The following is a 16716-nucleotide window of genomic DNA, read 5'->3' on the forward strand; positions in this document are numbered from 1 at the left end:
CACCCCTGTTTATCGCGACAGTGGTTCGTTCATCCGCCCGTTCGGTATCCCGGCTCGCCCTGGTGAAGGGCCCACGGTTGCGCGACAGCGCCGGATTTCGACCGGCTTCCCCGTCACGGGCGGCGGTATTCGGTTGTCGAGCCAGCCGAGGTTAACACCCGATCACCACCGGCAGGCACCGCTGACCAGGTCGGTCGCCAGGATCACATCGGCTCTTCGCGCCCGGCGGTACCCGGACGCTCGGCCGGGGTGAGACTCTTCGGTTCGTTCATCGCGGTCGTTGGGGGAAGGGTTCTCATGAGACGTTTGATTTTCGCTGTCGCCATGGTGTGCGGCATCGGGCTGGTCGCCGCTCCGGCAGCGGCCGCGGCCACCCACAACAAGGCGGACGCCGCCGCGGGCTGGCTCGCGAGGCAGCTGGCCGACGGGGAAAGGTTCGAGGCCGACTTCGGCGGCCAGAAGTTCCCCGACCAGGGTTTGACGATCGACGCGATCTTCGCGTTCGCCGCGGCCGGGGTGTCGGACACGAACGCGGGCAAGGCGACCGCCTGGCTGGCCAAACCGGAGATCACCACGGGCTACGTCGGCAGCGGCACCGAGGCGTACGCGGGCGCGCACGCGAAACTGCTGCTCGCCGCGCAGGTTCGCGGCAAGAACCCGGCGTCGTTCGGCGGCGTCGATCTGAAGGCGGGTCTGCTTTCGTTGCTCACGCCGTCCGGCCGGTTCTCCGACCGCTCCGAATACGGCGACTACTCCAACGCTCTTTCGCAGTCGCTCGCCCTGCTGGCGCTGGACCGCACCGGCGACGTCCCGGAGCAGGCCGTGACGTACCTCGCGGGCACCCAGTGCCCCGACGGCGGCTTCCCCCTGAACTTCGGCGAAGCGACGTGCACGAGCGACGTCGACGCGACCGCGACGGTCGTGCAGGCCTTGCGCGCCACCGGTGACCCGGTGAACGCCGGCGAGGGCACCTCCTGGCTGGTCACCAAGCAGCACCCGAACGGCGGCTTCGGTTTCGCCACCAACGCGCCGAACGCCAACAGCACCGGACTCGCCGCGCAGGCGCTGGCCGGGCACCGTCCCGCCGCCGCGGTCAAGGCGCGGGAATTCCTGCGGTCACTGCAGACCGGCTGCGCCGGCGCCGAGGCGGACCGCGGCGCGATCGCCTACGACGCCACGGGCCTGAACCCGTCGACCGCCCCGCGCGCGACCGCGCAGGCGATCCTCGGCCTGGCCAGGGTCCCGCTGAGCGACCTGCACGGCGGCGGCCGTCCGCAGGCCCCGGTCCTCGCCTGCCCGTAACTCGCGTGATCAGAGACGGAACTCGCGTGATCAGAGGCGTAACACACGAATCACGCCTCTGATCACGCGAGTTACGCCTTCGAGGGCAGGTCCGGTCAGCGGAGCGCCTCGACGGTCTTGGCCAACTCGTCGAGACGCTCCAGGGTTTCGGCTTCGGGCAACGTCGGCAGGATGAGCGAGACCTCGTCGGCCCCGGCGTCGGCGAGGCGTCGCAGCAACCCGGGATCGGCCGGGGCGCCGAACACACTGATCCGGACGTCCTCGCGGCCCTGGTCGGCGAGCCAGGACCGGACCCGGCGCAATTCCTCCGGCGGTGTCACGGAATGCGGCAGCCAGCCGTCGGCGTGCTCGGCGAGCCGTTTGAGGCCCGCAGGCCCCTGGCCCGCGACGTAGATCGGCGGATGCGGTTTCCGCACCGGTTTCGGCCAGGAGTAGACCGGGTCGAAGTCGATGTGCTTTCCGTGGAACTCCGCCTCGTCCTTGGTCCAGATCTCCTTGAGCGCCTGGAGTTGTTCGGTCAGCAGCGCGCCCCGTGTCCGCGGCTCGACGCCATGGTTGCGCATCTCCTCGATGTTCCAGCCCGCTCCCACGCCGAAGATCACCCGTCCGTTGGAAAGCAGGTCAAGGCTGGCGATCTCCTTGGCCGTATAGAGCACATCTCGCTGGATCATCAGGGCGACCGCGGTGCCGAGGCGGAGGGTCGAGGTGACGGTCGCGGCGGCGGCCAGCGCCATGAACGGGTCGAGATTGCGGAGGGCCCCTCGCGGCAGCTCACCGCCGGGGTACGGACTCTCCCGGCTGACCGGGATGTGGGAGTGTTCGGGGAGGTAGAGGGAGTCGAAGCCTTTCTCCTCCAACGCCGCGGCCAGTACGTGCGGCCGGATTCCTTCGTCGGTCACTGAAGTCGCGATACCGAAGTCCATACTCGGCTACGACTCCAGGACCGGGGTGAGTATTCCGCCACGCCGAAAGACGCCGGTCCAGGTGGCGTGTCATTCGCCGGCGGCGACGCGGCGCGCGAGTTCCACGCGGGACCGGACGCCCAGTGCGGTGAAGATGTTCCGCAGGTGGTGATCCACCGTCCGGTGGCTGATCACCAGCCGCCGCGCGATCTCCTTGTTCGTCTCCCCCGCCGCGACCAGCCGGGTGATGGCGTCCTGCTGCGGCGTGAGCCCGGCGAGCGATCGGTGCGGCACGTCGACGGTCTCGCCGGTGGCGCGCAGCCCGGCGCGAGCCCGTTCGGCGAACCGCTTCGCGCCGACGTTTTCGAAGCCGCGCAGGGCATCGCGGAACTGGTCGCGCGCGTCCCGGGTCCGCCGGTGACGGCGCAGCAGGGTGGCGTACGCGAACCGGGTCCTGGCGAGTTCCACCGCGCCACCCGCCCGCCGGTGCGCGTCGATGGCCAGCCGGAAACGCCGTTCCGCGGTCTCCGGATCCGGCGTGGTCAGCGCGTGGCAGCGGTGGCTCAGCGCGAGCCAGCAGGGTTCCGCTCCGGCCAGGGTCCAGCGGTCGAACACCTCCAGCGCGGCCAGGGCCCGTTCGGGCCGTCCGGAACTGACGGCGGCCTCGACGAGTTGCGGAGTGGCCAGCACCCGGATCACCGGCTGGTCGCCGGAGACGCCCGAAGCGAGATCTTCGAGCCTGCTCAGGGCGTCGTCGGGCCGGTCTTCGGCCAGATCCAGACAGGCGTTCGCCCACGCGGCGACGGCGGCGGGCCTGCCGAGACCGCGTTCGGCGATGCCTTCGGTCGCCTCGTCCAGTTCCGGTACGCGGTCGCCGAGGAGCGCGGCGGCCAGCCCCAGCAACGTCAGATGTTCCATCCGCAGGTTGTGGGGCGCGTGCAGACCGTCGCGGGACGCCGCCCGCGCGCACGGGATCCGGTCGAGCGCGATGGCCGAAAGCGACAGGTAGATCAACGCCCACGGCAGTTCCGCGTGCCGTTTGCCGAGCCGCGCGCGGCTCACGGCGGCGGCCGCGTATTCGTGCGCCCGTTCGGCATGCCCGCGGGCGAAGGCCGCTTCGGCGGCCCAGACGGCTCCGGCGACGTCCGCTCCGGCCATCCCCCGGCCGACGGCCTCGTTCAGCGGGACGACGGCGTCGTCGTGACGTCCGGCGTAGACCGACGTCAGACCACGGAAATGCGAGAAGGCCAGTCCCTCGCCGACGGGGACCGTCCGCGCGAGCGCCCGGTAGCCGCTCAGGTCGCCGCCGAGCCGCCGTGCCTCGCCCGCCAGCAGGAGCGCGGCGGCCGGATCGGGCAGGAGTTCCGCAGCCGTCCCGAGTTCGTGGGTGGCGACGGCGGGATCGCCGTCGCGCAGCTCGATCTCCCCGTGCAGCAACGCCACCGCGCCCGGCTTTTTGTCCACTTTGGACAGCAGCAGACGAGCCCACCCTGGTCTTCCCGCCTGCCACGCCGCGTCCGCGGCGGCCAGCAACCGGTCCGCCCGGGTGGCCGGATCGGCGGTCAGGGCGGCGGCGCGTTCCAGCTGCCGCGCCGCGGCCGCGTGATCCGCCGCCGGTGCGGCGGCGAGCGCGTCGGCGAGTGGCGCGGACGGCGTGGCGGCCGCCATCGCGCGATGCCACAGCGCGTCGGGCCCCTCCTCGGCGGAGGCCAGCCGTGCGTGCGCCGCCCTGCGGTCGGCCGGTGACGCCGCCGCGTACCACGTCGCCTTCCTCGCGGAAGAGTCCATGCAGGTGGCGAGGAACCGGAGACGCTCGTCGAGCGGCATCGCGCCGAGCTCGGCCGCGTAGCGAGGCAAGCGCTCCCGAAGGATCGGCGACACCGGCTCCCGTCCCGCCGCCTGCGCGGGCGTCAACGAAGCCGCCAGCGCGACGAGATCGGCGGGGTTCCCGTCGCCGAGCTCGACCAGCTGCGGGCGTACCCCGGCGGGCACGCCGCGATCGCGCAACACCAGGTCGGCGGCGGATTCGGTCAACGGCGGCAGCTCGACGGAGTCGAACTCGTCGGATCCGGATCGCGACGCGAGCACCATGCCGACCGGGGCCCCGGCCAACCGCCTGCCCGCGAAACCCAAGGCCGCCAAGGATTCCGGATCGACCCACTGCGCGTCGTCGACCCAGCAGATCGTCGGCGCCGAAACGGCACCGAGCCGGTCTCTGGCCTCCGCGCCGCTGGAGACGGACGCGCCGAACATCCGATGCAGGGCGCCATACGGCAGCGTGCTTTCGGCCCGCAGGCCCCGCACCCCGACGAGACGGACGCCGAGGGTGGCGCGCAACGCGGTGAGCAGGGCCGATTTACCGAGCCCCTCCGTTCCGTGGACCAACACGGCACGGCCGGCGGGCGACCGCAGCCCGCCGAAGAGGTCGTCCCTGCCCCGCAGCGGGTACACAGGCATCGGCGCCTCCTCGAGATCCCTCTCGATGAAACACCAGGCGCAAGTGTTTCACAAGGTCCTGCTCGGCACCCGTCCTTCCACGAGGGCTCCGAGCAGTGTCGACGCCGCGTCGAGATCGGGTGTCCTGGAGGCGAGGACGTCCGAGTACAGGAAGGCCTCCCCGAGCCGCACGATCGCGTAACAGAGGCTGTCCAGGCCGACCGCGGGCACGAAACCGCCGTCCTCGACGTCGCGGCGAAGCAGCTCGACGTGGGCCGCGATCACCCTCGGCTGGACGCGTCCGTCCGGGTCGGTCAGCAGCCGGATCGCCAGCACCGGCTCGTCGTCGAGGAAGCGCCGGAACCCGGCGCTCGCCGCCAGCACGGACCGGTACTCGCGCATGATCGAAAGACAGCGCAGTTCACCGGCCGCGTTGCGCACCACGTCGCCCTCTTCGCGCTCCCAGGTGCGCGCGGCGGCCGTCAGGGTGCGCTCGGACAGGTAGTAGAGGGCATCACCGAGCAGGTCTTCCCGGTTGCCGACGCGGCGGAACAGGGTGCTGCGCGAGATGCCGAGGTCCTGGGCGAAGGCGGAGGTGTCGACGCGGACACCGCGATCGATCCACCGCGCCGCGGTGCGGACTATGTCCTCGGCTGAGGGGTTCACGATCGCCGATCGTACGGGCGACCGGCCCGGCGGGGGCGGTCGCGGATCAAGACTGGCGATTTCACCGATGCAGCCCCCTCCGGCCGTTTGCCACAGTCCATCACCACGGACTGTGTTCAACGGCGAACGGAGAGGGCACCATGCGTAGTACGACCCGGATCCTTTGTGGACTGGCCACCGTCGCGGCACTCACTATCGCTCCCACGGCCTACGCCGCCGAGAATCCCTACGAACGAGGCCCGGACCCGACGGAAAGCACCATCGAAGCCTCCCGCGGCTCGTTCGCGGTGTCGCAGACCTCCGTTTCGAGCCTGGCCGTCAGCGGGTTCGGCGGCGGCACCATCTACTACCCCACCAGCACCACGCAGGGCACGTTCGGCGCGGTCGCCATCTCGCCGGGATACACCGCGTCCCAGTCGAGCATCGCGTGGATGGGCCCGCGACTGGCGTCGCAGGGCTTCGTGGTGTTCACGATCGACACCAACACGATCTACGACCAGCCCGAGAGCCGCGGCGACCAGTTGCTGGCCGCGCTCGACTACCTGACCCAGCGCAGCACCGTCCGGTCCCGCGTCGACACCACCAGGCTCGCGGTGGCGGGCCACTCGATGGGCGGCGGCGGTTCGCTCGAAGCGGCGCAGGACCGGCCTTCGCTGCAGGCCGCGGTGCCGCTGGCGCCGTGGAACACCCAGAAGTCGTGGTCCTCGCTGCGGGTGCCGACGTTCATCGTCGGCGGCGAGTCCGACTCGGTCGCGCCGGTGTCGTCGCACTCGATCCCGTTCTACACCAGCATTCCCGCTTCGGCGGAGAAGGCGTACATGGAACTGGACAACGCGAGCCACTTCTTCCCGAACACCGCGAACACGACCATGGCCAAGTACACGATCTCGTGGCTGAAGCGGTTCGTGGACAACGACACCCGCTACGAACAGTTCCTCTGCCCCGCCCCGGACGACCGCACGATCAGCGACTACCGGGACACGTGTCCGCACGCCTGAGTGTCTTGGGTCCCGGCGCACCCGCGCCGGGACCTCCTCTCTCCGTTGGGAGTTCCTGCGTGACCCTGTCGACCTTCGAGATGTCCGGCGTGTCGGTGACCTTCGGTGGTCTCGTCGCCCTGTCGGACGTCTCCCTGAGCGCCGCACCCGGCCGGGTGCTCGGCGTGATCGGCCCGAACGGGGCGGGCAAGACCACGCTGTTCAACGTCGCGTGCGGGTTCGTCCGCCCGGACACCGGCACGCTGACCTGGCGCGGCACGGAACTGCGGCGGCTGCGCCCGCATCACCTCGCCGGCCTCGGCATCGCCCGCAGCCTGCAGGAACTCGGCCTGTTCGACCGGATGACCGTGCTGGAGAACGTGCTCGTCGGCGCGGGAAGGCATGCGAAGTCCGGCTTCTGGACTTCGTTGCTGGGAATGACGAAAAGCGAGAAGGCGCTGGCCGAACGGGCGATGGCGCGGTTGGAGGAGTTCGGCATCGCCGACGTCGCGCATCGCTATCCCGCCGCTCTTCCTTATCCGGTGCGGAAAAGGGTCGCCCTGGCGCGAGCGCTGGCTGCCGAACCGGATCTGCTGCTGCTGGACGAACCGGCGGGCGGCCTGTCGTCGGCGGAGATCACCGAGGTCGGCGAACTGGTCCGCGGGCTGACCGAACGCATGTCGGTGATGCTCGTGGAGCACCACATGGATCTGGTGATGGGCGTCTGCGACGAGATCGTGGTGCTGGACTTCGGCAGGGTCATCGCCCGCGGGACACCGGACGAGATCCGCGCGGACCCGGCGGTCCAGGCGGCGTACCTCGGCGAGGAGGTGGCCGGTGCTGACCGTTGAGAACCTTTCGGCGAGCTACGGCCCGGTGCGCGCGCTCGATTCCGTGAGCCTTTCGGCCGCGGAAGGCGAGATCACCGCGGTGCTCGGCGCGAACGGCGCGGGCAAGACCACCTTGCTGCGGACCATCTCCGGACTCGTACGCCCGACGGGCGGCAGCGTCTCACTCGCGGGCCGGGATCTGAGCCGAGTGTCCACAGAGGACCTTCCCGCGCTCGGGCTCGCGCACGTGCCCGAAGGCCGCGGCGTACTGGCTGAACTGACCGTCGAGGAGAACTTACGGCTCGGAGCCCTCGGGGCACGCGGCCGCGCGTCGGCGGCCGATCTCCGTCGGATCTACGACCTCTTCCCGGCGCTCGCCGACCGCAAGAACGGTTCCGCGCACGTCCTTTCCGGCGGGGAACGGCAGATGCTGGTCATCGGCCGCGCACTGCTTTCCCGGCCGAAGGTGCTGCTGCTGGACGAGCCGTCCTTGGGGCTCGCGCCCCGGATCGTGGCGCGGATCTTCGGCCTGCTGCGCGGTCTCGTCCACGACGAGGGACTGGCCGTCGTGCTGGTCGAGCAGAACGCGCGCAGCGCGCTGTCCATCGCCGACCACGGCGTCGTGCTCAACCTCGGCGAGGTCGTCGTCCGGCGGGACGCGGCCGCGCTCGTCGCGGACGACGACCTCCGGCACGCCTACCTCGGATTCTGAAAGGGAGCACTGTGCAGCAACTGCTCACCACCGCGCTCACCGGCCTGACACTGGGCGTGGTGTACGCCGCGTTCGCGCTGGCGCTGGTGCTGATCTGGCGGGCGACGCGGATCGTGAACTTCGCGCAGGCGCCGATGGCGATGATCACCACCTACCTGGCGCTGGTCCTGATCGACGCCGGCTGGTCGTACTGGGCCGGTTTCGCCGTGGCCCTGATTTCCGGGCTCGTGCTCGGCGCGCTGGTGGAACGCTTCGTCGTCCGGTTCGTCGACGGCAAGGCCGAGATCAACGCCGTCATCCTCACCCTGGGGTTGTTCATCGTGTTGCACGCGCTGGCGGCGCTGGTGTTCGGCTCGCGGTACCGCTCGTTCCCGGCGCCGTTCGGGCTCACCGGGTTCCGGGTCGGCGACACGACGATCGCGCTGACCGGATTCGGCGTGTTCACCATCGCCGCCGTCGGCGTCGTGCTGATCGGGCTCGTGGTGCTGTTCCGTGGTACCGACCTCGGCCTGCGGATGCGGGCCGCGGCGTTCGACCGGGAAGTGGCCCGCCTGCTCGGTGTGCGGGTCGGGCGGATGCTCACCCTCGGCTGGGCGCTGGCCGCTCTCGCCGGTTCGCTGTCGGGCCTGCTGATCGCCGGCGGCGGCCTCGTCCATCCGTCCTATATGGACGGTGTGGTGGTGTACGGCTTCGTCGCCGCCGTGCTGGGCGGGCTGGACAGCCCGGTCGGCGCGGTCGTCGGCGGTGTCGTCCTCGGCCTGTCGTTGAGCCTGGTGAGCGGTTACGTCGGCGCGGAACTGGTGCCGCTCGCCGCGCTCGTGCTGCTCATGGTGGTGCTGCTGCTCAAACCCGGCGGCCTCTTCGCCGTCGTCCGTGAACGGAGGGTCTGACTTGCTGCGCGGTCATCTGCTGGGCGCGCTCGCCGCGCTGGTCGTCGTCGTACTCGTCCTGGAGACTTCCGGGCCGTTCCTCACCGCGCAATTCACCACGATGGCGTATCTCGCGATCGCGGCGGGCGGCCTGACCGTCCTCACCGGACTCAACGGGCAGCTCTCGCTCGGGCACGGTGCTCTGATGGCCGTCGGCGCGTACTCGACGGCGCTCCTGCTGAAGTCGGCGGTCTTGCCGCTGCCGGTGATCCTGCTGCTCGCGGTGGTGATCACGCTCGCCGTCGGGGCGCTCGTGGGGGTCGCCGCGGCCAGGCTGCACGGTCCGTACCTCGCCGGGGCGACACTGGCGCTCGCCGTCGCCGTACCCGGGATCCCGTTGTTCTTCGGTGAGGCGCTCGGCGGCGAGCAGGGCTTGCCCGTGCGCATGCCGGGGATACCCGGCTGGCTGGCCGACGCCGCGTACTTCGTCACCGGCCAGGATCTCACGTCGATCCGCTATCTCGCCTACCTTTCGTGGCTCGCGGTGATCGTCGTGTTCGTGCTGCTGGCGAACCTGTCCCGCAGCCGTGTCGGACGTGATTGGCGGGCGGTGCGCGACGAGGACGTGGCCGCCGAACTGGCCGGGATCGACCTCGGCCGCACGCGGGTGCGGGCGTTCGTCGTCAGCGCGGGCTGCGCGGGGCTGGCCGGAGCGCTCATGGCGTTGTCGGCGCGGCTCGCGGCGCCGAGCGGGTTCGCGCTGACGTTGTCGCTGCTGCTGGTGTCCGCGGTGGTGCTCGGCGGTCTCGGGAGCCTCACCGGAGCACTCGCCGGGGCGGCGCTGCTGACCTTCCTGCCGCCGCTGGTGACCGGCGCGGGCACGGATCTCGGCCTCTCCGACGTGCAGGCCGCGCATCTGGCGCCGTTGATCTACGGCCTGGTCACCGTCCTGATCGTGCTGCTCGCACCCGCCGGCCTCGCCGGCGGGCTGCGGAAACTCATCCACTCTAGGAGAAGTTCATGAAACGCTGGACCAAGGCCGTGGCCGTCTTCCTGGCCGTCACGGTCACCGCCGCCTGCGGCGCGGGCGGCAGACCCGAGGGCGAACAGAAGGGCTCGACGGTCGGCATCACCGACACGACCATCAAGATCGGCGCGCATTTCCCGCTGACCGGCGTCGCCGCGCCGGGCTACAGCGAGATCCCGAGCGGACATCAGGCCTACTACGACTACGTGAACGCGAACGGCGGCGTCAACGGCCGCAAGATCGAGTTCGTGGTGAAGGACGACGGCTACAACCCGACCAACACCAGCGCCGTCACCAACGAACTGGTGCTCAAGGACGAGATCTTCGCGATGGTCGGTGGGCTCGGCACGCCGACGCACAGCGCCGTCGTCGAGTTCCTGAACACCTCGAAGGTGCCGGACCTGTTCGTGTCGTCGGGTTCGCTGCGCTGGGGCGACGATCCGAAGAAGGCGCCGGTCACCTTCGGCTGGCAGCCGGACTACGAGATCGAAGGCAAGATCATCGGCGACTGGGTGCGGAAGAACCTGCCGAACGCCAAGGTCGGCCTGTTCCTCCAGGACGACGACTTCGGCCGCGACGGCGAGAAGGGCGCGCGGCGGTACCTCGGCGACCAGATCGTGGAGGTCGCGAAGTACTCCCCCGGCAACACCGACATCGCGCCGCAGATCGCGAAACTCAAGGCCGCGGGCGTGGATCTGGTGCTGGGCTTCACCGTTCCGTCGTACACCGCGCTTTCGCAGCTGGCCTCGCTGAAGATCGGGTTCAAGCCGAAGTGGGTCTACAGCAACGTCGGCTCCGATCCCGCGCTCGTCGGCTCGCTGCTCGCGCGGTTCTCCGAAGGCAAGGTCACCAACGGCGCGTCGCTCATCGACGGCGTGATCACCACCGAGTACCTGCCGGGTGTCGACGCGCCGGACAACGCGTGGACGAAGCTGTGGCAGAACGTCTGGAAGGCGCACGGCAAGGGCGGCGACCTGACGAACTACCGCGTCTACGGGATGGCGCAGGCGTACACGTTCGTCCAAACGTTGCAGGCGGCCGGAAAGGACCTGACGCGCGAGCGCCTCGTCGAGGCGGTCCAGCAGTCCGGGAAGACGTTCGAGGGACCGGGTCTGGCGCCGTTCCGCTATTCCGCCGACAGCCACCTCGGCATCTCCGGGATGTCGGTGGTCGAGCTCAAGGGAGGCGTCGGCAAGGATCTGACACCGGTACTGGTGACCGACCTCGGCGACGCGCCCATCAAGGCGGACGACTCCGCCGCGAACGACGGGCCGCCGCCCAACGGGATTCCGGGTAGCTGAGTCACCCCGCGGGCAGCACGCGTCCCCGCACCTCGCCGAACCCGATCCGCGAGCCGTTCGCGCCGGGCGCGGTCCCGGTGATCACGACCTCGTCGCCGTCCAGCAGGAAGGTGCGCTCCTCCCCCTTGACCGTGAGCGGTTCCTTGCCGCCCCAGGACAATTCGAGGAACGCACCGCGCTGGTGCTTCTCCGGTCCGGAGATCGTGCCGGAGCCGTAGAGGTCGCCCGTGCGCGAGGAGGCGCCGTTGACCGTCAGGTGGGCGAGCATCTGCGCGGGCGACCAGTACATCTCGCGGAAGGGCGGGCGGCTGACCTCCTCGCCGTTCCATGCGATGACCAGGTCGATGTCGAGGCCCCAGGGGTCGCTTTCCCGCAGGTACGGCAGCGGTTCCGGATCCGTCTGGCCGGGCAGCGGGATCCGCGCGGCCTCCAGCGCCAGGATCGGCACCACCCAAGGCGAGATCGACGTCGCGAAGCTCTTGCCGAGGTGCGGGCCCAGCGGAACGTATTCCCACGCCTGGATGTCGCGGGCCGACCAGTCGTTGAGCAGGACGGCGCCGAAAACGTGGCGGGGGAAGGAATCCGGGGTGATCGGGGCGTTCAGCGGGGTTCCGGTGCCGACGATGAAGCCCATCTCGGCCTCGATGTCCAGCCGCGTGCTCGGGCCGAACGCCGGCGCCGTGTCGGCGGGGGCCTTGCGCTGGCCGCTCGGGCGCACGATGTCCGTACCGGAGACCAGGACCGTGCCGGACCGTCCGTGGTAGCCGACCGGGAGGTGTTTCCAGTTGGGCAGCAACGGTTCCGCGTCCGGGCGGAACAACCTGCCGACGTTCGAGGCGTGATGCTCGGAGGCGTAGAAGTCGACGTAGTCCGCGACCTCGATCGGCAGGTGGAGGGTCACCTGTTCGATCGCGTGGACCGCGCCGTCGGGGACCTCGCCGGCGACCAGGCCGCGGATCCGCTCCCGGACCGCCACCCAGCGGTCGTATCCCTGCGCCATGAACGGGTTCAGCGTCGGCGCGGCGAAGACGTCATCGCCGAGCGCCGCGGCCAGGTCGAGAACGGAGTCGCCGACGCGCACGCCGACGCGCGGGGAACCGCCGTCGACGGAGAACACGCCGTACGGCAGGTTGTCGATCCCGAACAGCGAGCCTGCGGGGATGTCGATCGTGGTCATGCCTCTCCTCGGGGCGCCTCGAGCAGGCCGAATCCGGCCAGTTCGGTCAGGGGGTCGGTGATGCTGCAGGTGCCGAACGACGTGAACGCCGCGCGGACGGCGGCGACGCGATCCGCGTCCAGTGCCCGAAGCCGTCCGGCGATGACGGCGCCGTCTCGTTCGGCGAGAACGGCTTCGACGTCGCCATCGGTGAGGACGGCGTCCGCGGCGAGCATCAGGTTGAGGAAGCCGTGCTGTTCGAAGCCGGTCTCCGGATCGGTGTTGCGGAGGGCGTGGTGCAGCCCGGCGGTGGCCTTGAACGGAACGCCCGCCCCGACGGCCGCCCGGACCGCGGCGGCGAGTTCGGCTTCGCCCGGGTACAGGTCGGCCCGGACGCCGCCGGTGCGGAACTTCGCGCGGTGGCCGGTGCCGGAAAGGGCGGTCAGCAACGGAAGACGCCGGTCGTCACGCGGGATCTCGACGAAAACCGGTGCGGTGGCGCCGGAAATCGCGGCGAGCACCTCGTCCGGGCCCATCCCCTCCGGGACGGCGATCTCGAGCGCGTCGAGGTTCACCGGGAGCTTCTCCACTGCGTCGAGCACGCCGTCGAGCTGCGCGGGCCCGCCGGGCAGGGTCACCGAGACCGGCAGTGGCGTCTCCCTGTCACCCAGGACTTCGGCGAGGTCGCCGAGCGCGGTGGCGGCTAGGACGAGCGGGCCGACCAGGCCGGAGTACCAGGCGGAGACGTGCTCGTCGTGCGCCGCGACGGCGTCCGGCAGCGGGGCCAGCCCCGGCGGGAACACCGCGGCGTCGTCGCACAACCCGGCGAAGAGCGCGGGAATCCGTCCGCCGTCCACCATGGTCTCCTCCTCGCCGATTTAGTTCACACTTTGACTACCCCTCGGGCAGCGTAGCCCGGTCTTCGTCGCGACGGGAAGGCCTACTTGCGGCTCCGCGTGCCGAACTCGGCGCGGCTCGTGATCAGCTTGCCCAGCAGCATGACGAGGATGCGCTGTTCGGTCTCGGTCAACGCGTTCGTCCAGCCGAACTCGCGCTCGTTGTGCTCGCGGAAGACCGAGACCATCTCCTCGTGCCCCGCCTCGGTCAGCGAGAGCTGCACCGAACGGCCGTCGCGCTCGTCCGGGACCCGGTGGAGCATCCCCTCCGCGACCAGCGTCTTGACCAGATTCGACACCGCCGCCCGGCTCATCCCGGTCAGCCGGGCCGCGCTGGTCGGTTCGAGCGGCCCGGCGAGCCACACCACGAACAGCAGCCGGAACGCCGACCACGACCGGCCGCGTGGCCGGTGCACCGCGGCTTCGAGATCGTAAGTCACCAGGTCGGAGGCACGATTGAGGGTCAGCAGCACCTCGGTTGCCAACTGGTGCCGGAAGCCGTACTCCTGCGCGAGCCGCCGGTTCGCCAGCGCCACGAACGACCAGAAGTCGAGCCCGGCCGCGTCCACAGCGTCCACGTCTTCCATCACCGAACACTAACCCGGCTTCGCGAAAATAATCAAAGTCGAAACTATCGCTGGCCGTAACTCGCGTGATTGGAGCCGTAACACGCGTGTTTCCCGCCGTAAGACGGTGTTCCGCCTTCAATCACGCGAGTTACGCCTTCAATCACGCGTGTTCAACCTTTGCCTACCTGGAGATTTCTCCATCCAGCCTCGTCGATCATGGAGGAACCTCCATGGCGAACCGCAAGTCGTCACCTGTTTGCTGAAGGCATGAGCAGAACGCAAGTCCCACCGGGCACCGCCAAGGCCGTCCGGGTGGCCGCCGGAGACCTCGTCCGGGTGATCGACGTCGAAGGAGGCCAGGTCGGCGACGCGTTCGCGTTCACCGACACCGGGGCCGAACTGACCGAGCACCACAGCGCGGCGCACACCCGCGCCGGGATCGACCGGCTGTTCCCCGCGGTCGGCGAGTCCTTCCTGACCGGCCTGCGCCGCCCGATCCTGACTCTGGTCGAAGACACCTCACCCGGCGAGCACGACATGCTCATCCCGGCCTGCGACCCGGCCCGTTACGCCGCGCTGGGCGCTCCGGGTCACCGGTCCTGTGCCGCGAACCTGCGTGAGGCGCTGGCAGACGAAGGCCTGAGCTTCGCGGGTCCGACGCCGCAGCCGATCAACGTCTTCATGCGTGTCCCGGTCGGCGAGAGCGGACACCTGAGCTGGCTGACCGCGAACTCGCGACCCGGCGACGCCGTGACCCTGCGCGCCGAGATGGACTGCGTTGTCGTGGTCTCCGCCTGCCCGCAGGACCTCGTCCGCATCAGCGACGCCGGACTCACCCCGCTCGCCATCGAAATCGTCCACAATGGAGGAACTCAGTCATGACCACGACCGTCGGACACCCCGCGCTGGCCCCCACCACGCTCGGCGGCCTCGCGCTGCGCAACCGGTACGCCGTCGCCCCCATGTCCCGCGTCTCGGCGAGCCCGGACGGCACCCCGACCGGCGAAATGGCCGACTACTACGCCGAATTCGCCCGCGGCGGCTTCGGGCTGGTGTTCAGCGAGGGCACCTATCCCGACAGCTCGGCCAGCCAGGGCTACCTCAACCAACCGGGCCTCGCGCGGGACGAACACGTCGCGGGCTGGCGCGTCGTCACCGCCGGAGTACGCGCGGCGGGCGGCCGGATGATCGCCCAGCTCATGCACGCCGGGGCGATCTCCCAGGGAAATCCGCACCGGGACCACACCGTCGCTCCTTCGGCCATCCAGCCGCGCGGGGAGATGATGCCCGCGTACGGCGGCTCCGGGCCGTGGCAGGCCCCCCGCGAACTGACCACCGCCGAGATCGACGACGTCGTCGACGGTTTCGCGGCCGCGGCCGTGCGTGCCCGTCAGGCCGGGTTCGACGGCGTCGAGGTGCACGCGGCCAACGGGTACCTCCTCGACCAGTTCCTCACCGACTACACCAACCATCGCACGGACTCCTACGGCGGACCGGTCGCGAACCGGATCCGGCTGACCGCCCGCGTCGTGACCGCCGTCGCCGAGGCCGTGCCGGAGCTCGTGACCGGTGTGCGGCTGTCGCAGACGAAGGTCAACGACTTCACCTACCGCTGGCCCGGCGGGCGCGACGACGCCGAGGTGATCTTCGCCGCGGTCGCCGAGGCGGGCGCGCAGTACCTCCACATCGCCAGCGAGGGCCGGAACTGGCTCGAGACGGCGAAGCTGGCCGACGGCGGCACCATCACCGCCCTCGCCCGGCAGGTCACCGGGCTGCCGGTGATCGCCAACGGCGGGATGCACGACCTCACCCAGGCGCACGAGGTCCTCGCCGGCGGGCACGCCGACCTGCTCTCCCTCGGACACGGCGCGCTGGCCAACCCCGATCTGCCCGCCCGCGTCGCCGCGGCGCAGCCCCTGGTCGAGTTCGATCGGGCGATGGTCTCCCCGACGGTCACGGTGGCGAACGCGCGCCGCTGGCGGGAGAGTCGGCAAGCGTGACTGAACCCAGCTGGCATGGCGGCGCGGCCGCCGTGGCGACCCTGACCTTCGACGTGGACGCGGAATCCCCGATCCTCGCGCGAGGACGGGGCTACGCCGAACACCTGTCGACCATGTCCCATCAGGCGTACGGGCCCAGGGTCGGGGTGCCGCGCATCCTCGACCTGCTCGACGAACTTGCCGTGCCCGCGACGTTCTTCGTGCCGGGCTGGGTCGCCGAACAGCGGCCCGGCCTCGCCGCCGCGATCGTGGAGCGCGGGCACGAGGTGGCCCACCACTCCTACAGCCACCGGCCGCCGACCACGATGACCGCCGCCGAGCAGCGCGCCGATTTCGAACGGGGCATGGCGGTCTTCGCCGCACAGGGCATCGAGATCAGCGGGCATCGCGCGGCGGGCTGGGAGTCCACTTGGGACACTCCGGCGCTGGTGGCCGAGCACGGATTGAGCTACGACTCGTCGCTGATGGCCGACGACCGGCCGTACCTGATCGAGACCGGGGCGGGCCGGATCGCGGAACTGCCGGTGCACTGGTCGCTCGACGACTGGGAGCAGTACGCGTTCCTTCCCGCGCCGCAGATCGGTTCGGTGATCACCTCTCCGGTGCGGGTGCTGGAGATGTGGCGCGCGGAGCTGGACGCGATGCGCCGCTATCGCTGCCTGTTCAACCTGTGCCTGCATCCGTTCCTCTCGGGCAGGCCCGGGCGCCTGGCCGCCGTGCGCTCGCTCATCGAGTTCGGGCTCGGCCTCGGCGACGTGCGGTTCGCCCGGTGCCGTGACGTGGCCGCCGCGGCGCTGGCCGACCCGGCCTTGCCCGTGGAACCGTTGCGGCGACTCGAAATCGATCCGGCGGTCTATCCGGACTAGGCCGTGTCCTGTAAGTCATGTTCGCGGTCTTCGCGCCCAGGCGGTCCTTGACGGCACGGGCGATCCAGCCGCCGACGGTCTACCTGTCGATAGCTGTGGACTGGGGCCGGGTGGACCGGCCCGGAGGCGAGAGCAAAGGTCCCTTGCTCCCCCCTCCCGGTGACCGTGTGGATTTCGGGTCATCCAACGCACCAAAATCCACACGGT

General features: G+C 70.4%; 16 protein-coding genes and 1 riboswitch. Of the genes, 10 read left to right on the top strand and 6 right to left on the bottom strand.

Annotated features, from left to right (window positions below; all coding sequences use genetic code 11):
• Positions 1-43: 43 nt before the first annotated feature.
• A riboswitch (cobalamin riboswitch) is annotated at positions 44-111 on the bottom strand.
• 186 nt (positions 112-297) lie between these two features.
• Complete coding sequence (locus ACLJO0_RS37995) at positions 298-1302, top strand: prenyltransferase/squalene oxidase repeat-containing protein (protein ID WP_410584281.1); 1005 nt, start codon at positions 298-300, stop codon at positions 1300-1302.
• 95 nt (positions 1303-1397) lie between these two features.
• On the opposite strand, the gene ACLJO0_RS38000 is transcribed toward ACLJO0_RS37995, so the two are convergent.
• The 3 genes from ACLJO0_RS38000 to ACLJO0_RS38010 all read right to left on the bottom strand — a co-directional run bounded on the left by ACLJO0_RS38000 (position 1398) and on the right by ACLJO0_RS38010 (position 5306).
• Positions 1398-2225: an LLM class F420-dependent oxidoreductase gene (locus ACLJO0_RS38000; RefSeq protein ID WP_410584283.1), complete on the bottom strand. Its 828-nt coding sequence runs from the start codon at positions 2223-2225 to the stop codon at positions 1398-1400.
• A 69-nt stretch (positions 2226-2294) separates the two neighbouring features.
• Positions 2295-4661 carry a helix-turn-helix transcriptional regulator gene (locus ACLJO0_RS38005; protein ID WP_410584285.1) on the bottom strand — a complete coding sequence of 789 codons (2367 nt, stop codon included), beginning with the start codon at positions 4659-4661 and terminating at the stop codon, positions 2295-2297.
• A 48-nt stretch (positions 4662-4709) separates the two neighbouring features.
• Positions 4710-5306: a QsdR family transcriptional regulator gene (locus ACLJO0_RS38010; RefSeq protein ID WP_396554959.1), complete on the bottom strand. Its 597-nt coding sequence runs from the start codon at positions 5304-5306 to the stop codon at positions 4710-4712.
• A gap of 140 nt (positions 5307-5446) precedes the next feature.
• On the opposite strand from ACLJO0_RS38010, the gene ACLJO0_RS38015 reads away from it, so the two are divergent.
• From ACLJO0_RS38015 to ACLJO0_RS38040, 6 genes are read left to right on the top strand one after another with little or no spacing between them, the layout of a single operon-like run.
• Positions 5447-6304 carry an alpha/beta hydrolase family protein gene (locus tag ACLJO0_RS38015; protein WP_410584288.1) on the top strand — a complete coding sequence of 286 codons (858 nt, stop codon included), beginning with the start codon at positions 5447-5449 and terminating at the stop codon, positions 6302-6304.
• Positions 6305-6363: 59 nt separating this feature from the next.
• Complete coding sequence (locus tag ACLJO0_RS38020) at positions 6364-7134, top strand: ABC transporter ATP-binding protein (RefSeq protein WP_410584290.1); 771 nt, start codon at positions 6364-6366, stop codon at positions 7132-7134.
• Entirely contained in the window at positions 7121-7825 is a 705-nt protein-coding gene (locus tag ACLJO0_RS38025) for an ABC transporter ATP-binding protein (protein ID WP_410584292.1), read from the top strand. Before ACLJO0_RS38020 ends, ACLJO0_RS38025 begins: the two co-directional genes overlap by 14 nt.
• Positions 7826-7836: 11 nt before the next feature.
• Positions 7837-8715, top strand: coding sequence for a branched-chain amino acid ABC transporter permease (locus tag ACLJO0_RS38030; RefSeq protein WP_410584294.1), 879 nt, complete (start codon positions 7837-7839; stop codon positions 8713-8715).
• Between the two features lies 1 nt (position 8716).
• Positions 8717-9718: a branched-chain amino acid ABC transporter permease gene (locus ACLJO0_RS38035; protein WP_410584296.1), complete on the top strand. Its 1002-nt coding sequence runs from the start codon at positions 8717-8719 to the stop codon at positions 9716-9718.
• Positions 9715-11022, top strand: coding sequence for an ABC transporter substrate-binding protein (locus ACLJO0_RS38040; RefSeq protein ID WP_410584298.1), 1308 nt, complete (start codon positions 9715-9717; stop codon positions 11020-11022). The genes ACLJO0_RS38035 and ACLJO0_RS38040 overlap by 4 nt, the downstream gene beginning before the upstream one ends.
• A 1-nt stretch (position 11023) precedes the next feature.
• Here the strand turns inward: ACLJO0_RS38040 and fahA are convergent, their stop codons facing one another.
• From fahA to ACLJO0_RS38055, 3 genes are all read right to left on the bottom strand, one after another.
• Entirely contained in the window at positions 11024-12199 is a 1176-nt protein-coding gene (fahA, locus tag ACLJO0_RS38045; protein ID WP_410584300.1) for a fumarylacetoacetase, read from the bottom strand.
• Positions 12196-13038: a hypothetical protein gene (locus ACLJO0_RS38050; RefSeq protein WP_410584302.1), complete on the bottom strand. Its 843-nt coding sequence runs from the start codon at positions 13036-13038 to the stop codon at positions 12196-12198. The genes fahA and ACLJO0_RS38050 overlap by 4 nt, the downstream gene beginning before the upstream one ends.
• 80 nt (positions 13039-13118) lie before the next feature.
• Positions 13119-13661, bottom strand: coding sequence for a MarR family winged helix-turn-helix transcriptional regulator (locus ACLJO0_RS38055; protein WP_125787490.1), 543 nt, complete (start codon positions 13659-13661; stop codon positions 13119-13121).
• 249 nt (positions 13662-13910) lie between these two features.
• Here ACLJO0_RS38055 and ACLJO0_RS38060 point away from each other — a divergent pair, with 249 nt between their 5' ends.
• Genes ACLJO0_RS38060 through ACLJO0_RS38070 form a run of 3 tightly spaced genes read left to right on the top strand, consistent with a single transcriptional unit; the run spans position 13911 to position 16509 of the window.
• Positions 13911-14525 carry a DUF1989 domain-containing protein gene (locus ACLJO0_RS38060; protein ID WP_410584304.1) on the top strand — a complete coding sequence of 205 codons (615 nt, stop codon included), beginning with the start codon at positions 13911-13913 and terminating at the stop codon, positions 14523-14525.
• Entirely contained in the window at positions 14522-15643 is a 1122-nt protein-coding gene (locus ACLJO0_RS38065) for a tRNA-dihydrouridine synthase (RefSeq protein WP_410584306.1), read from the top strand. The genes ACLJO0_RS38060 and ACLJO0_RS38065 overlap by 4 nt, the downstream gene beginning before the upstream one ends.
• A complete protein-coding gene (locus ACLJO0_RS38070; protein ID WP_410584308.1) occupies positions 15640-16509 on the top strand; it encodes a polysaccharide deacetylase family protein in 870 nt (289 codons plus the stop codon). Before ACLJO0_RS38065 ends, ACLJO0_RS38070 begins: the two co-directional genes overlap by 4 nt.
• Positions 16510-16716 lie beyond the last annotated feature (207 nt).

This window comes from Amycolatopsis sp. lyj-108 (assembly GCF_046549005.1).
Classification (GTDB): Bacteria; Actinomycetota; Actinomycetes; order Mycobacteriales; family Pseudonocardiaceae; genus Amycolatopsis.

What these genes read in the sequence shown, in the direction of transcription:
- ACLJO0_RS37995 (WP_410584281.1), top strand. Translation starts at nt 298, where the DNA reads ATGAGACGTTTGATTTTCGCTGTCGCCATGGTGTGCGGCATCGGGCTG.
- ACLJO0_RS38000 (WP_410584283.1), bottom strand. Translation starts at nt 2,225, where the DNA reads ATGGACTTCGGTATCGCGACTTCAGTGACCGACGAAGGAATCCGGCCG.
- ACLJO0_RS38005 (WP_410584285.1), bottom strand. Translation starts at nt 4,661, where the DNA reads ATGCCTGTGTACCCGCTGCGGGGCAGGGACGACCTCTTCGGCGGGCTG.
- ACLJO0_RS38015 (WP_410584288.1), top strand. Translation starts at nt 5,447, where the DNA reads ATGCGTAGTACGACCCGGATCCTTTGTGGACTGGCCACCGTCGCGGCA.
- ACLJO0_RS38040 (WP_410584298.1), top strand. Translation starts at nt 9,715, where the DNA reads ATGAAACGCTGGACCAAGGCCGTGGCCGTCTTCCTGGCCGTCACGGTC.
- fahA (WP_410584300.1), bottom strand. Translation starts at nt 12,199, where the DNA reads ATGACCACGATCGACATCCCCGCAGGCTCGCTGTTCGGGATCGACAAC.
- ACLJO0_RS38050 (WP_410584302.1), bottom strand. Translation starts at nt 13,038, where the DNA reads ATGGTGGACGGCGGACGGATTCCCGCGCTCTTCGCCGGGTTGTGCGAC.
- ACLJO0_RS38055 (WP_125787490.1), bottom strand. Translation starts at nt 13,661, where the DNA reads ATGGAAGACGTGGACGCTGTGGACGCGGCCGGGCTCGACTTCTGGTCG.
- ACLJO0_RS38060 (WP_410584304.1), top strand. Translation starts at nt 13,911, where the DNA reads ATGAGCAGAACGCAAGTCCCACCGGGCACCGCCAAGGCCGTCCGGGTG.
- ACLJO0_RS38065 (WP_410584306.1), top strand. Translation starts at nt 14,522, where the DNA reads ATGACCACGACCGTCGGACACCCCGCGCTGGCCCCCACCACGCTCGGC.